General features: G+C 64.2%; 12 protein-coding genes. 4 read left to right on the top strand and 8 right to left on the bottom strand.

The window, feature by feature from the left end; genetic code table 11:
• Window positions 1–14: 14 nt before the first annotated feature.
• Window positions 15–401, bottom strand: coding sequence for a c-type cytochrome (locus WBP06_RS21920; RefSeq protein WP_395337200.1), 387 nt, complete (start codon window positions 399–401; stop codon window positions 15–17).
• 111 nt (window positions 402–512) lie between these two features.
• On the opposite strand from WBP06_RS21920, the gene WBP06_RS21925 reads away from it, so the two are divergent.
• Window positions 513–1,655 (top strand): Gfo/Idh/MocA family protein, encoded by a 1,143-nt coding sequence (locus WBP06_RS21925; protein ID WP_395337201.1) that lies wholly within the window; start codon window positions 513–515, stop codon window positions 1,653–1,655.
• Between the two features lie 168 nt (window positions 1,656–1,823).
• Here the strand turns inward: WBP06_RS21925 and WBP06_RS21930 are convergent, their stop codons facing one another.
• Window positions 1,824–3,032, bottom strand: a complete 1,209-nt coding sequence (locus tag WBP06_RS21930) for an NAD(P)/FAD-dependent oxidoreductase (RefSeq protein ID WP_395337203.1) — start codon at window positions 3,030–3,032, stop codon at window positions 1,824–1,826.
• Between the two features lie 174 nt (window positions 3,033–3,206).
• On the bottom strand, window positions 3,207–3,746 hold the full coding sequence (locus WBP06_RS21935; protein ID WP_395337204.1) for an RrF2 family transcriptional regulator: 540 nt from the start codon (window positions 3,744–3,746) through the stop codon (window positions 3,207–3,209).
• Window positions 3,747–4,021: 275 nt separating this feature from the next.
• Between WBP06_RS21935 and WBP06_RS21940 the strand changes: the two genes are divergently transcribed.
• A complete protein-coding gene (locus tag WBP06_RS21940) occupies window positions 4,022–5,326 on the top strand; it encodes a sugar porter family MFS transporter (RefSeq protein WP_395337205.1) in 1,305 nt (434 codons plus the stop codon).
• 119 nt (window positions 5,327–5,445) lie between these two features.
• Here WBP06_RS21940 and WBP06_RS21945 read toward each other — a convergent pair whose 3' ends face one another.
• The 5 genes from WBP06_RS21945 to WBP06_RS21965 all read right to left on the bottom strand — a co-directional run bounded on the left by WBP06_RS21945 (window position 5,446) and on the right by WBP06_RS21965 (window position 11,321).
• On the bottom strand, window positions 5,446–6,087 hold the full coding sequence (locus WBP06_RS21945; protein ID WP_395337206.1) for an outer membrane protein: 642 nt from the start codon (window positions 6,085–6,087) through the stop codon (window positions 5,446–5,448).
• Window positions 6,088–6,251: 164 nt separating this feature from the next.
• Complete coding sequence (locus tag WBP06_RS21950) at window positions 6,252–7,454, bottom strand: glycosyltransferase family 4 protein (protein ID WP_395337207.1); 1,203 nt, start codon at window positions 7,452–7,454, stop codon at window positions 6,252–6,254.
• Window positions 7,455–7,540: 86 nt separating this feature from the next.
• On the bottom strand, window positions 7,541–9,184 hold the full coding sequence (locus tag WBP06_RS21955) for a beta-3-deoxy-D-manno-oct-2-ulosonic acid transferase (RefSeq protein WP_395337208.1): 1,644 nt from the start codon (window positions 9,182–9,184) through the stop codon (window positions 7,541–7,543).
• A 20-nt stretch (window positions 9,185–9,204) separates the two neighbouring features.
• Window positions 9,205–10,068, bottom strand: coding sequence for an inositol monophosphatase family protein (locus WBP06_RS21960; RefSeq protein ID WP_395337210.1), 864 nt, complete (start codon window positions 10,066–10,068; stop codon window positions 9,205–9,207).
• A gap of 44 nt (window positions 10,069–10,112) precedes the next feature.
• Window positions 10,113–11,321 carry a DUF2279 domain-containing protein gene (locus WBP06_RS21965; RefSeq protein WP_395337212.1) on the bottom strand — a complete coding sequence of 403 codons (1,209 nt, stop codon included), beginning with the start codon at window positions 11,319–11,321 and terminating at the stop codon, window positions 10,113–10,115.
• 174 nt (window positions 11,322–11,495) lie between these two features.
• Between WBP06_RS21965 and WBP06_RS21970 the strand changes: the two genes are divergently transcribed.
• Complete coding sequence (locus WBP06_RS21970) at window positions 11,496–12,506, top strand: phytanoyl-CoA dioxygenase family protein (protein WP_395337214.1); 1,011 nt, start codon at window positions 11,496–11,498, stop codon at window positions 12,504–12,506.
• Window positions 12,507–12,772: 266 nt separating this feature from the next.
• Window positions 12,773–13,804 (top strand): KpsF/GutQ family sugar-phosphate isomerase, encoded by a 1,032-nt coding sequence (locus tag WBP06_RS21975; RefSeq protein ID WP_395337216.1) that lies wholly within the window; start codon window positions 12,773–12,775, stop codon window positions 13,802–13,804.
• The last annotated feature ends 33 nt before the right edge of the window (window positions 13,805–13,837 follow it).

Raw genomic sequence — 13,837 nt, forward strand, 5'->3', positions numbered from 1 at the left:
AGCCGATTGTCCCGTCACTTCAGGCTTTTGAGATAGGCAATGATCGCGGCGCGCTTGGCCGGATCGGGCGTGGCAATCGGCATCCGGGTGCCGGGCACCTTTTTCGCCGGGGCCGCCAGAAAGGCGTCCAGCGTCTGGTCGTCCCAGGTCAGCTTGGAGCCCTTGAGCGCGGGGGAATAGTTGAAGCCGGGCGCCGATGCCGCCTGTCTACCGGCAACGCCGTTCAGATTGGGGCCGATGCCGCTTTTCCCGCCCTTGTCCACGCTGTGGCAGGCGCGACAGGCGTTGAACGGCGCGGGCGCGGTTTGTGCGCCGGCCGTCTGCCCGGTGAGCGGCAGGGCAAGAAGCACCGCCGCCGCAGCTGCGATGCGTGTCAGGCTGAGGCTTGCTGTCATGCGCATCCTCGACTCTCCGTCTTATTTCTTGTTGCCTTACGTTTACCGGTAAATCATATCGGATCAAGACCTGAAATTATGGCTTTATCGCAAGCCGAAAAAACAAGGAGAGCGGTGATGAAACGGACCCTGCGCCTCGCCATGGTGGGAGGCGGCGAAGGCGCCTTCATAGGATCCATCCACCGGGCGGCGGCTGCCCTTGACGGCGACTGGCGGCTTGTGGCCGGCGCGTTCAGCAGCGATCCCGAGCGCAATCGGCGCTCAGGCGAAATGCTGGGGATCGAGCCGGAGCGGACATATCCCTCGCTCGACGCATTGTTGGTGGCGGAAGCGGCCCTGCCGCCCGAAAAGCGGATCGATGCAGTGTCGATCGTGACGCCCAACCACCTCCATGCGCCGATGGCGATTGCCGCGCTGGATGCAGGTTTTCACGTCTTCTGCGAAAAGCCCATGGCACTCAACATGGAAGAGTCGCGCCAGATTGCGCAGGCGGCGGCCCGCTCCGGGCGCCAGTTCGGCCTTGCCTTCACCTATAGCGGCTATCCGCTGGTGGAAGAAGCCCGCGTTCGCGTGGCTCGTGGCGACTTCGGCAAGATTCGTCTGGTGCAGGTCGAATACTCGCAAGGCTGGCTGAGCCAGGCGATTGACCGCGAAGGCAACAAGCAGGCGGAATGGCGTACCGATCCCGCCCGTGCCGGTTTAGGCGGATGCCTTGGTGACATCGGTACGCACGCCTTTCATCTGGCGGAACATGTCTCGGGGCTGCAGGTGCAGGAACTCTGCGCGGATCTTGCGACCCATGTTCCCGATCGCCGGCTGGACGACGACGTCAGCGTCCTGCTTCGCCTGACTGACGGCGCGCGTGGGGTGCTGAAGGCAACGCAGGTGGCGGCAGGTGACGAGAACGGACTGAAGCTGCGCATCTATGGCGAACATGGCGGGTTGGAGTGGGCCCAGATGGAGCCGAACACGCTGAACTTACGCTGGCTGGATCGCCCGGCCGAGATCATCCGCGCTGGTGGGCCGGGCTTGGCCGATTCCACCCTGCAGCGGCTGCGCACCCCTGCGGGGCACCCCGAAGGCTATATCGAAGCCTTCGCCAATCTCTATCGGGCCTTCGCCAATCGGATCGCGGGCGAAGTCGGGAAGGATTGCAGCTTCCCATCGGTCGATGCCGGGTTGCGGACGATGGCCTTCGTCGAAAGCGTCATTGCCAACAATGCTTCGGACAGGAAGTGGACGGAGCTTGCCGCCGGGTGAAAGCGGCAATTCGCTGCAATGGCGTTTCCTGATCAGGCGCGGCCACCGGCCTGTGGGCGATCACCCACAGGCCGGTGCACCATCGGAAATGACAGCGCGGGTTGGTCAGAACCCTGCGCGGCTGACCGTATCAGCAGGTCGGCGTCGTGTGGGTCAGGGTACGATCACTCAGGGCACGATCACGAAGTCCGGGTTGGCCACCGCGAAGGCCGTGTCGCGATCGGCGGCAGGGGGGTAGATCCACAGGCCGTTGATCTCCTGCTTCAGCTTCTTGCCCTCCGCCCGTGTCAGCTTGACCTGGCGATCCCACCCTTCCGTGTACATGGCACCCCATGCGCCAAGGTCGAGGCAGGTTACGTACTTGGGCTGACTGTAGGGATGCAAGGGCAGTCCCACCAGATCGGCCGCAGCGTTGTAGCCCGCGACGCGGCCCAGGCTGAGCGCGTGCTGGCAGGTCATCAGGTTGAAATTGCCGGCATCATCGGTGGCCGCCTTGACGGTATCGCCAGTGACGAAAATCTCCGGCGCGGCAGGCGCCCGCAGGAACAGGTCGCCAACCACGCGACCGGCGGCGTCGTGTTCACCCGGAACTTCGGCGGTGAGCGGATGGGCGCGCACGCCGGCGGCCCAGACCACGGTAGCCGCCTCGATCCGGCTGCCGTCGGATAGTTGCGCGCCGCCCGCATCGACCGCGTCCAGCAGAACGCCAGGCCGTTGTTCGATGCCGATCTCGGCCAGCGCCTCACGTACCGTGCGGCCGGCTTCGGCACCGAACTCGGCACCGATCTCCGCTGCCGGATCGACAATCACGACGCGCGGCTCCTGCGAAGCGAACATCGTGCGCAGGCGCTCGTGCAGTTCGGTTGCCGCTTCCAGTCCGGTAAAGCCGCCACCGGCGACCACGACGGTATGGCGTGCCGGCGTCTCGGGCAGATCGGGCAACGCCTTGATATGCGCGTCCAGATGATGGGCCTGATCGAGTTGGTCGACGGTAAAGGCGTGTTCGGCCAGCCCGGGAATCGGCGGCATGGCCACGCGGCTGCCGGTGGCGAGGACGAAGCGGTCCCAGCCCATGGCCTCGCGCGTGCCGTCGTTGCGCAAGACCGTCGCTTCATGCGTCTCCGCGCCGATGCTCTCGACGATGCCGTCGATGAAGCGCGCGCCTACGGCTTCGAGCAGTTCGGAAACGTCGGGGTCCATGTTCTCAAGCACGGCTTCGTAAAACCGCGGGCGGATCGCCAGCTTGGGCTGGGGCGCCACCATGATGACGTCGACATGGTCTTCGCGGCCCGCCAGAGCGATGGCGCGCGCAGCTGCGAGCACGGCCCAGACACCGGCGAAACCGGAGCCGGCGACAAGGATGGTCTGCTTGGTCATTGGTCATGTCCTTGGTGTTTGCCGGGCACAGGTCATCGCGCCGCCATGCGCGGCTGTTATGCGCGCCATGCGCAAGGCGGCTTTCCCGGCCGCGCCCGGTGGGCGACGGGAAAGAAACGGAGATCTTGTCAGGACGCGCGACGATACATTGGCGCCGCGCCGTGGTTCAGAGGGTCAACTGGGGCCTTCGCGTCGGGGGCGTCCGGTCCGCGCGGTGCGCCGGTCATGCCGATCGCCGAACCAGTCGCGCAGATCGGCCATGTAGGTTTCCGGCGCCTTGCGGTCGAAGCGTTCGGCAACGGCGCCCAGCGTCTGCGTCGCCAGGACGTCGCGCATGGCCTTTTCTGCCTGGATCATCACGGCGTGGATAGCGCAGGTGCCGCTGGTTGCCCAAGGCGGTGGATTGCCGCCGAACAGGGCGCAACGCCCGCGCACCTCCTGGCAATCGAACAGCGGCTTATCGCCTTCGACGGCATCGACGACATCGAGGAACGAGATTTGGTCCGCAGCGCGGGCAAGCCGATAGCCGCCACGCACGCCTTCACTGGCCGAGACGATTCCCGCCTTTTCCAGCCGGGGAAAGATCTTCGCGAGGAAGCTGGGCGATATGCCCTGGATCTCGGCAATCTCCCGCGTGCTCAGCGGTCCATCGCTGTCTACCAGCCAGAGCAGGCCGTGGAGTGCATATTCGACGGAGGTGGTCAGGTGTGCCATGAACTCGGATATACTGAGTCTGCGTTATTAGGTCAAGGTAATAACGAGGACCAAGTTTGTCGTCGTTTATGCTCCAGGGTCGATGCCGGCGGATAACCGGCGCGCCGCACGAATGACATCCATCCTTGATGGCGCGTGGCAAGGTATCCCCACTGCTATCGGGTTGCGCGCTGGTAATCGCAATTTTCGCGCGATATGCCGGCGTGCCTGCCCTCGTTGCCGGCAGGGAAATATCGGTTGGAAAATCGAAAAATGGCTTGGGAAAGGCTATCTGGATGAACGCTACGCTTTTCCGCGGCGTACTGGTGGGGGCATTGGCCGGGCTGCTGTTCGGCTTCGACACGGCCGTGATCGCCGGCACGACGGAGGGCATCCGCACCGCCTTCGGGCTGGACGCGACCGGGGTGGGCATTACCGTTTCCAGTGCGCTTTGGGGCACTCTGGCCGGTGCCTTGCTTGCCGGTATACCGGGCGACCGCTTCGGCGCGCGGGCTTCGCTGGCGGTGATTGCGCTGCTCTACCTCGTTTCCGGCATCGGTTGCCTCTTCGCGCCGAACTGGCCGGTGCTGCTGGCCATGCGCGTGCTCGCCGGTTTCGCGGTGGGTGCCTCGTCCGTGCTGGCGCCGGTCTACATCGCCGAAATCGCCCCGGCCGAGCGGCGCGGGATGATGGTGGGCGCATTCCAGCTCAACGTCGTGCTGGGCATTCTTGTGGCCTATCTCAGCAATTACTTCGTATCCAGCTTGCAACTGGGCGCGCTGGACTGGCATGTGAAATTCGGCGTAACCGCCATTCCCGCAGTGCTGCTGCTGGTGATGATGCGCACGATCCCGGACAGTCCGCGCTGGTTGTTCGCCAAGGGGCGCGAGAACGAGGCAGCTGCCGTGCTGGGCAGGCTGGGCAATGCGGACGTTGCGGGCGAGATGGCGCGCTGGCGCCGCGCGGAGGCAGCAACCCATGCGCCGCGCCTCAGTTGGAAGCGGCATCACCGGCCGATGCTGCTGGCCATTGCCATTGCCGGTTTCAACCAGCTCTCCGGGATCAATGCGATCCTCTACTACCTGAACGATATCTTCGCTGCCGCCGGTTTCACCGGCGTTTCGGCAGATCGCCAGGCCATCGCCATCGGCGCCTGCAACCTGATATTCACGGCGCTGGCGTTGACGGTGATCGATCGCATCGGCCGCAAGACGCTGCTGCTGATCGGATCGGTGGGATTGACGGCCGCACTGGCGGGCGTCGCCACGATCTTCGCCAGCGGCACGCATCAGGACTGGTTGCTCTGGCTGCTGATCGGATTCATTGCCTTCTTCGCGTTTTCGCAAGGGGCGGTGATCTGGGTCTATATCAGCGAGATCTTCCCGACGGACGTGCGTGCGCGTGGGCAGAGCCTGGGCTCATCGGTTCATTGGTTCATGGATGCGGTGATCGCCTTCGGGTTCCCGCTCGCCGCCGCCCACGCACGGGCGCTGCCGTTCTGGTTCTTCGCGGCGATGATGGCGGTGCAGTTCGTGGTGGTGGCGATGTTCTTCCCCGAAACCAAGCGGCGTTCGCTGGAAGCCATCGGCGAGGCCATGTGATTATGTGATGGAGCCATGTAATCTGGCGCGGTGCCCCCTGCCGAGGGGATAGCGACGATTGCCGACCGGCAGGGAGCGCGCGCAGGAAACGGGGCAGGGGCCCCGTTTCGACGTGACTTCTATTTGAAGCGGACGCCTACGCCGCCCATCACGCGCTGGCGGGCAGTGTGGCCGTGATAGTCGGAATAGACGTACTGGGCGTTGAGGTAGACCGGCATCCGGCCCTGCGTCAGCGTATATTCCACGCCGCCGCCGACCTGGTAGCCATCGGCGCGGTAGTGGTCATAGACCAGCTGGTTGCCATCAGGCGCGTCGATGCGGCGGCGCTGTTCAGCGTTCACATAGCCTCCCTTGGCGAAGACCAGCAGCTGTGGAGTGACGAGATAGCCCGCACGAACGGCGGCGCCCCATTCCTCGAAGCCCTTGTGGCAGATGCTGTTGTCGTCGGGCAGCACCTGGCAGTTCTGGGGCCAGCTGCTTGCACGCCAATAGCTGCCTTCGGCGCCGATCACGATGCGGTCGCCATACATGCCGTCGAATCCCACCGTTCCGCCATAGCCGAAGTTGTCGTCGTGCTTGCCTTCGGACTGGAAGCGGTCGCCGCCGAAGTTGCCTTCGACGCGTATGCCCCGGAAGGAGGTGCCGTTACTGCTGGTGGTGGAGGTGGAGGTAGTTGTGGTGTCGGTATCCTGGGCTGCAGCCGATTGGGATGCGATGCCTGCAACCAGCACCGCCGCGAGCGTGAGGGATTTGGTAATCATAGCCAACTTCCTTTGGTTGTCGCTAGCTGCCCAACAGGAGAGGCCAAGAATTGGTTTCATTAAAATTGGTCGCAGAATGGGTATTAGCCTCAATCTGTGACGGATAGGCCACACCATAAGTGGGGACTAATCTAGGTGGGAAGCCCGCAGAAATCGGCGCTTTATTATAGATTTCGCAGTCCTGCCAGCCAAGGGTCCACAAGCGCCATGTGATTGGCCCAGTCAGGCGTCGGGAACTTTTCCAGCGCAGCCTTTTGGCGATCACGGTCGGCGCCGTCCTGCAGGTAGGACCGCGCGGCGGCGGCCCATGCCGCTGCGTCGTCGGGATTCAGAAGCAGCGGAACGCCGGCCGCAATCTCATGATAGATGGCAAGGTCGGCAGCGATGACCGGGGTACCGCGCAGCATGGCTTCCAGCACGGGCAGGCCATAGCCTTCGACCTTGCTGGGCATCAGTACCGCGCGGGCATGGGCGATCCATGCATCCAGCGCGTGATCGTCGCAAGACCCCAGTTCGATCACGCGGCCATGCTCCGATGCCGGCTCGTCCAGGCGCGCGAAAGTCGCCTCTGCCATCCACCCGCGCTGGCCCACCAGCACCAGATCGGGAGTGTCGGGGCCAAGCTCGTCGCGCAGCCTGTCCCACGCATCGAGCAGCAGCATATGGTTCTTGCGCCCCTCTATCGTGCCGATCGACAGGAAGTAGGGGCGTGCATGGGGATCGGCGCTGCGGCTTGGTGCCGCCGGCTCGATACCAAGATGGGCGACCAGTTGGGGAGGGGCGGCGATGGCTTCCTGTTCGGCAAATACCGTCAGGGCACGGCCGGTATCGGCGGAATTGACGATGATACCGCTGGCGCTGCGCAAGGCATTGCGCATTCGCACGGCATGCTTGTCCTTCTCCCCCGGGCGGCAGAATTTCGGGTGGGTGATGGGGATCAGGTCATGGATCAGGTAGACCGGGCGCAATCCGCGCTGTTGCAGCCATTCCGGAAGGCTATCGACGTGCAGGCCGGTGTGGCCGACGTTCAGATAGATCCGTCCGGCCAGAACGGGGGCAGCCAACGCCGCTCGGGGTATCGCGCGGGCCAGCAGCAGGACGAGACGGCGCTTGTCCAGCTTGCCGACGCCATCCATCAGCAGCGCGAACAGGCGATCGCTGTCGCGTGGACCCAGCACGATCCGGCGATCGCGCCATTGCAGGAACGCGCAGGACTGGCTGGCGAAATGGTCCAGATAGGCCAGGCACACGCGGTCGATCCCGGTGGGCAACCGGCCACGCCAAAGGCGCCAGATCAGGCGGCTGACGTCGAGAACGATGGGCCGCGAGGCAAGGTTTTGATGTCGGTGGAGACGGGCTTCTGGCAAGATCTGGTCCGGTCGGGAGGCGCCTGCCTCTGGGGCTGTCGCGCTTAGCAAGTGGCTGCATCGATTGGCAAGCGATGCAGCGGACGTCATCGCCGTCCGAGCAAACGGTTCAACCTGCCTTGCCATTCGCGCAGCCAGATCTGGGGGGATCGAACGATCGCCTGACCTGCCGCAATGCGTTCCACCAGCACTTCCGCCTCGCAAGGCAGGCGGGTAACCGGGTCGAGGTAGCGCGGATAGAGAATGAGCGTGGCCGCCACCAGTTCGTCCAGCGTGCGGCGGCGCGTGCGGCGACCGGGGACCGGACCAAGGTCGCGCGTGAGGCCCCAGCCGGCATAGAAAGGCACGCCGTGGGTGACGACTTCGCGTCCGCGCATCAATCCCTCGAACCCGGCCAATGAGCTGATGACGTGCAGAGCGTCCACGCGGTCCAGCAGCGCGGCGATCGAGGATGTGCGGTCGATCTCATCGGCGAATTCCAGCGCCTGCGCGTCGGGTACGTGGCCCTTGCGGTGGCCGGCTTCCACATCCGGATGTGGCTTGAAGATGATGCGGGATTCGGGTTCCTGCGCCCGTGCCCGGCGCAGCAGTTCAAGATTGCCAAGGCCACCGCCGCCGGTGAGCACGGCGCGATCGTCCTCCACCTGCCCGGTGACCAGAACGAGACGGCGGCCATCCGATCGCGCGTCCTCGCGTTCGACGATCCGGTTGCCGTCATTCTCATATTTGCTAATGCCCGCCTGCACCAGTCGGCGACGAAGATCGGCCGCCCGGGCGAGCAACCGCGCATCGATCTCGGCGGTTTCCAGCAGGCTTTCCAGCGCGCTGGCCTGGGCGGGATCGAAATGCGGCCCTTGTGTATCGACGACGATCGACAGCGGTGGCACGCAATTGGCGCCGAGCCCGGTCGAGCGGATCATGCCGTCCTCGATCTCACCGACCGGCACGCCCTTGGCTTCCAGCGCGGCAATCGCCGCGGGATCGCTACGGGTGATCCAGGCCAGCGCCTGTGCGCCGCTTGCCGGCACGTTCTTGCGGTCATGCGGCACCGGACTGGAGCCGGACCACAGCAGGTTGTCCGCCGTGATCCGCTTCCAACGGGCAATGCCAAGGACCGATGCAACCGCGCGGTTGGCGTCGATGAGGGCGCGCCAGCGCCCGAGAATAGCCACGGCTTCGATGGCATCTATCTCGCGGTCCGCAAACGGATCACGGTAGGTCCATCGCTGGCAAAGCTCCTCCGCGACCACAGCTCCCAGTGCTTCGGGCTGGGCGAGCGCGGCAAAGCGGCCCGTGCCAACGACGGTGAGGGGCAGGCCAAGAATGGCAGCGATCAGCGTGATCTCGTCATTGGCTGAGGCAATCACGCGGCTAACACCGGCGCAGATATGCCATGGGTCCAGGCTGGAAGGCAGGGAGGGGAGCGCCTCGGAACTGACTGGGCCGACCGAAACGGCGCGGCCGAGCAGTCCAGCCGCGCGGGCGCAGGCGATGCAGGCGGAAAGGTCTTCGGTCGACGAGGCTGCAAGGATCACGTCGCGGTCGGCTGCGGACGCGAGCCAAGCCGCCCAAAACGTTCCGCCCACCTTCGATTGCCGTAGCGCTGATACCAGCGTGTCCGCGACGGAAAGGTCTGAGGGTGCAGTCACGCCGTTCGGTCGAGGCACGGCGAGAGGCCCGGCGCGGTGGCCAGGGAAGGGGGGGATGCGCAGGAACGGGACGGTGGTCATGGAGATATCGGCCGCAGGGGTCACAACGTTACATTTGCCTTGGTGAGATCGTAACCCAATTCGTCAAGCCTGCGCGCCATTGCATCCCACTGTTGCTGCGACGTGGCGGCGATCAGCCCCTCTGAATTCTCGTCGCAACGATAGGCGGTTCCGTTCGGCCGCGCGGCGCGACCCCCGGCGGCGTTCAGGAAGGTGATGCCGGCCGCGTGGTCCCATGGCAGCGTGCGCGTGAACAGCGTAACGTCGTTGCCGCCGGTGGCGATGCGCGGATACTGGTCTGCGGCGCAGCGTGGGCTGTCCACCACCCCATGGTCCGGCGCCAGCGCTTCCATCAGGTTGGCCCGCATGGTCTGATCGCGGAACAGGCGGGTTACGGCCACGAGCGGGCAATCGCGCCGGGGGTCCGTGACGGTGAACCGTTCCCCATTTATGCTCGCGCCATGACCCGCCCGTGCTGCGCAGAAGCGGCCTGAGAGCGGGTCGAAAATCCAGCCGCCCACGGGCAGCCCATCCTCGACGAGTGCGACCAGCACGCCGAACGGGCCCTTGCCCGCCGCAAAGTTGGCGGTGCCGTCCAGCGGGTCGATCAGCCAACACGTGCCGCGGCGCAGGCGCTGCAGCAGAGCGGGATCGGCATGGGCCGCCTCCTCACCGACGATGCCGGCGCCCGGAATCAGCGCGGCAAGGCGGTTGGAGAGAAGCTCTTCGCTTTCACGGTCGGCTGCGGTGACGGGTTCCTCCGCGGCTGAATCCGTACCGCCCCCGACTGTGTCCGCCTTGTTGACGAGAACACGCGCGTCCGTCGTCCGAAAACGCGGCATGATTGCCAGCCGCGCCGCATCGCGCATGGCCTGTTCGACCGCGTGCGAAAGCGGGTCCGTCATCGTTTCTTCCCGTCGATTGCCGACGGGAAGATAGGCTCGACCGATTAGAAGTCGAACTGTCCCGTGGTGTCGTATCGCACCGAAGTATAAGGGATCTGGACGTAGTCAAGCACCGAGTAGGCCATCCGGCCAATCTTCGACTGCGATTTCGCGAAGAGCAATTCGCCAAGATTCAGGCCCACGCCGACGAAGAGATGGCGCTTCGGTTCCTTGCCGGCAGCCCGGTCCTCGTTGAGGAAGTCCGACGCGAAATAGCCCACCTGCAGGTCGACGAAGCGCAGCGGCGTGTTGTGCAGCTTTTCGAAGCCGGCGCCTTTCAGCGAGAACATGTAGCGCTGCTGGGCGTAGTGCGGCTTGCCCTGGATGCTCCAGACCTTGTCGTTGGGAATGATCTCCACCTTGAAGGAGAATTTTTCCTTCATTCCCGGTACCGTGTTGCGCAGAACGGACAATGCGGCGCCGGCGATGTTCATCGACACGTCCTGAAGCGAGTAACCGCTGTCCGGCTCGATCGCGTCCGAAATCTCGTTGAACGCCATCAGGCCAGAGGCGATGATGGCTGCGGTAATGGCGTCGCCCTGCGATGCACCGGTGCGATTGTGAATGCGATTGTGCAGGAATTCGGCGATCAGATAGGTGTCGAATGCGTGGGTCAGCTTGTCGACGCCGATATTGTCCGTGTTCTTGCCGAAATAGCCTTCATCCTTGAAATGGAACGGGGCCGTATCCTCGAAGAACTTGTGGGCGCTGATCGCCATGAAGTAGCCGGTGAACAGCAGGGCTTCGGTCTTGACCGTGCTGGCCTGCGCGAAGAATCCGTTATAGGGCGCTTCGCTGCGGGGAAGGTGGTCCGACCAGCGCATTCGCGGGGCATCGGGGGTGGCGGCAAGGTTTGGAGGGCCCGCTTCGGCCGGCGGATCGGCGGCAACGGTTCCGGTACCGAAGTGGTCGGGTTCACCGGCCGGCATGGCCGCGGCGAGGGCGGCGACTTCGGCCGAAACGCCCGGCGTATCGTTGCCGGAGGAAACCTGCGCGAGGTTCCAGCTGTAGGGCTCGATGCCGACAAGCGGCTTGGGGGAAATCAGAGGAATCGGATCCGGCGCACTGGGCAGCGGGATTGCCGTGGGGCCTTGCGATTTGGAAATCGGGCCGGGCGCGCCTTCCGGAGCGGTCGAGACTTCGGCGAAGGCCGGCGTGGCGGCGATTGCGCCGATAAGCGCCAGAACGGTCCCTGCGCTAGAGCCAATTTTCATCTATATTCGTCGCCCTGAACAATGCCGTCGCGTGGGCCGGCGCGACGGATCTTGCATTCCGTGCGACGAGCCTCGCGAAAGAAGTTGCCAAATACCCCTTGTTGGGGTCATTGAGCGATCCGAAGGATTGGTCCTGTTTTCATGATTGTTTTCAAGTCGGTCAAGTTATTCTTTATGTCCCCGATCTGGGTAATCCAGCTGGGAACGGGTGCGAAAAGTTTCCTGGATAATCCTCTTATCGGTTCCCGGCGACTGAATCGCCTTGGCCTTCATCGAGTACGCGTGAAGCTGGCCGGTGCGCTTTGCGCGTGGCGCCGGCGGCGTCTGGCGCGGCATGTCCGCGCCGATTGGCGCGAGGCGTTCGATCGTGACGGTTTCGTCGCGATTTCGGATTTCGTTCCGCCCGAAACTTTCGCTGCGTTGCGGCGTGCGATCCTCGATTATCGCGGGCAGGCACGGGAAATGCATCAGGGCGACGCGGTGACGCGCCGGCTGGCGATCGATCCCGGAATGCTGGCGGCCATCCCCGAATTGCGCCAGCAACTGGATCGGGCCGACCTGCAGGCGCTGTTCCACTACGTTGCCGGTTTTCGCATCGCGCCCCTGCATTACATCCAGACGATCGTTACGCATCATGAAGAAACGCACGTCGATCCGCAGGAGGCGCTGCACGCCGATGCCTTCCACTCTTCGCTGAAGGCCTGGCTGTTTCTCAATCCCGTGGCGCCCGACGAAGCGCCGTTCACGTACGTGCGCGGATCGCATCGGCTGACGCCGGAGCGCATGGAATGGGAATATCGCCGCAGCCTTGTCGACCCGCGCGAGATGCCCCGCCTGACGGGCCGGGGATCGCCCCGCGTGAGCAGTGAGGATCTGGCCGCGATGCGGCTTGGCGAAGGCGAGCCGCTGGCCGTTCCGGGCAATACTCTGGTGGTGGCGGACACGATCGGTTTCCACGCCCGCGGCGCTTCGGTTCGCCCTGTGGAACGTGTCGAAATCTGGTCCTATGCCCGGCGCAATCCGTTCGTTCCCTGGCTGGGGGGCGATCTGCTGAGCCTGCCCGGCATCGCGGAGCGGCGCGTGGGCTGGGTGTGGGCGGCAAGGGATCGTCTGGCAGGCTACATCGGCCAGCCGTGGAAAGCCGTGGGTGTGCGTGGGCCGGCGGACAATGCGGGGGAATCGTGAGGGTTTCGGGAACTTTGTCATAGCCCCGGACATTTCAGGGCATCACGTCCCTTTTGCGAGGGACATGCCCGGAATTGCGACGAAGCGGGCGGGCTAAGGGTTTGAGGGGATTTACATACTGTATTGCGAGAGTTACGCAGTAACATGTTGGCGATGCCGCGAAGCGATTGAGTTGGCTAACGTGGTATACCAATCTCCTTATTGTAATCGCCTCTGGCGGGGGCCGAAATTCTTATTTTCCCTTGGAGCCTAAAGGGGAGTTTATTTTGGCATCGTCGGTTGTCCTGAAGGCGGTTGGTAGCGAAGGCGTTCTGGCAAGAGCGCGTGAGGTCATCCGAATAGAGGCCCGGACGCTCGATCAGCTGGCATCTTCGCTTGACCGGAACTTCGTGCTGGCCTGCGAACTTCTGGGACTGGCCACCGGCCGCATCGTGGTCGCCGGCATCGGCAAGTCCGGCCATGTCGGCCGCAAGATCGCGGCGACACTGGCGGCCACTGGATCACCAGCGATCTATCTCCATCCCGGTGAAGCCGCACACGGCGATCTTGGCATGGTCGTCGAGGGCGATGTCATTCTGGCGCTGTCCAATTCGGGCAATACCGCGGAGTTCCAGGTGCTGTTCGATCATGCCGAACGGCGGGGCATACCCGTCGTGGGCGTGACTTCGGGCGCCGGTTCGATGGTGGAGCGGCGCTCTACCATCTGCATCCTGATGCCGCTGGCCAAGGAGGCCTGCACGTCGAACATCGCGCCCACCAGTTCGACCGCACAGCAGCTGGCGCTGGGTGATGCGCTGGCCATGGTGCTGATGGATGCCAGCGGTTTTTCGCGCGACGGTTTCAAGGAACTGCATCCCGGCGGCACGATCGGGTTGCGCCTCGCTTCGGTGGGCGAATTGATGCACGGGCAGGACAAGCTGCCGCTGGTCGATCTGGACCTGCCGATGGAAGAGGTCATTTCGCAGATGACGTCCATGGGGTTCGGCATCGCCGGCGTGGTCGACGTGGCGGGCCGATTGGTGGGCATCATCAGCGATGGCGATCTGCGCCGCCATTTCCGTGCGCTGGACCAGTTGCGTGCGCGTGACGTTATGACGCGGCGCCCGAAAGTGGTGCGGACCGGCATGATGGCCGAAGATGCGCTGCGTTTCCTCAACGACACCAAGATTTCCTGCGCCTTCGTCATTGCCGATGACGAAGAGTGCCGCGTCAGTGTGGTGGAGGAAGGTTTCGCCACCGGAAACCAGCAACCCGTCGGCATCATCCACTTGCACGATTTCCTGCGCATAGGCCTTTGACGCCGAGGGCGGCGCCAAAGGCTATTTGGAAAA

The organism is Novosphingobium mississippiense (genome assembly GCF_044029535.1).
GTDB lineage: Bacteria > Pseudomonadota > Alphaproteobacteria > Sphingomonadales > Sphingomonadaceae > Novosphingobium.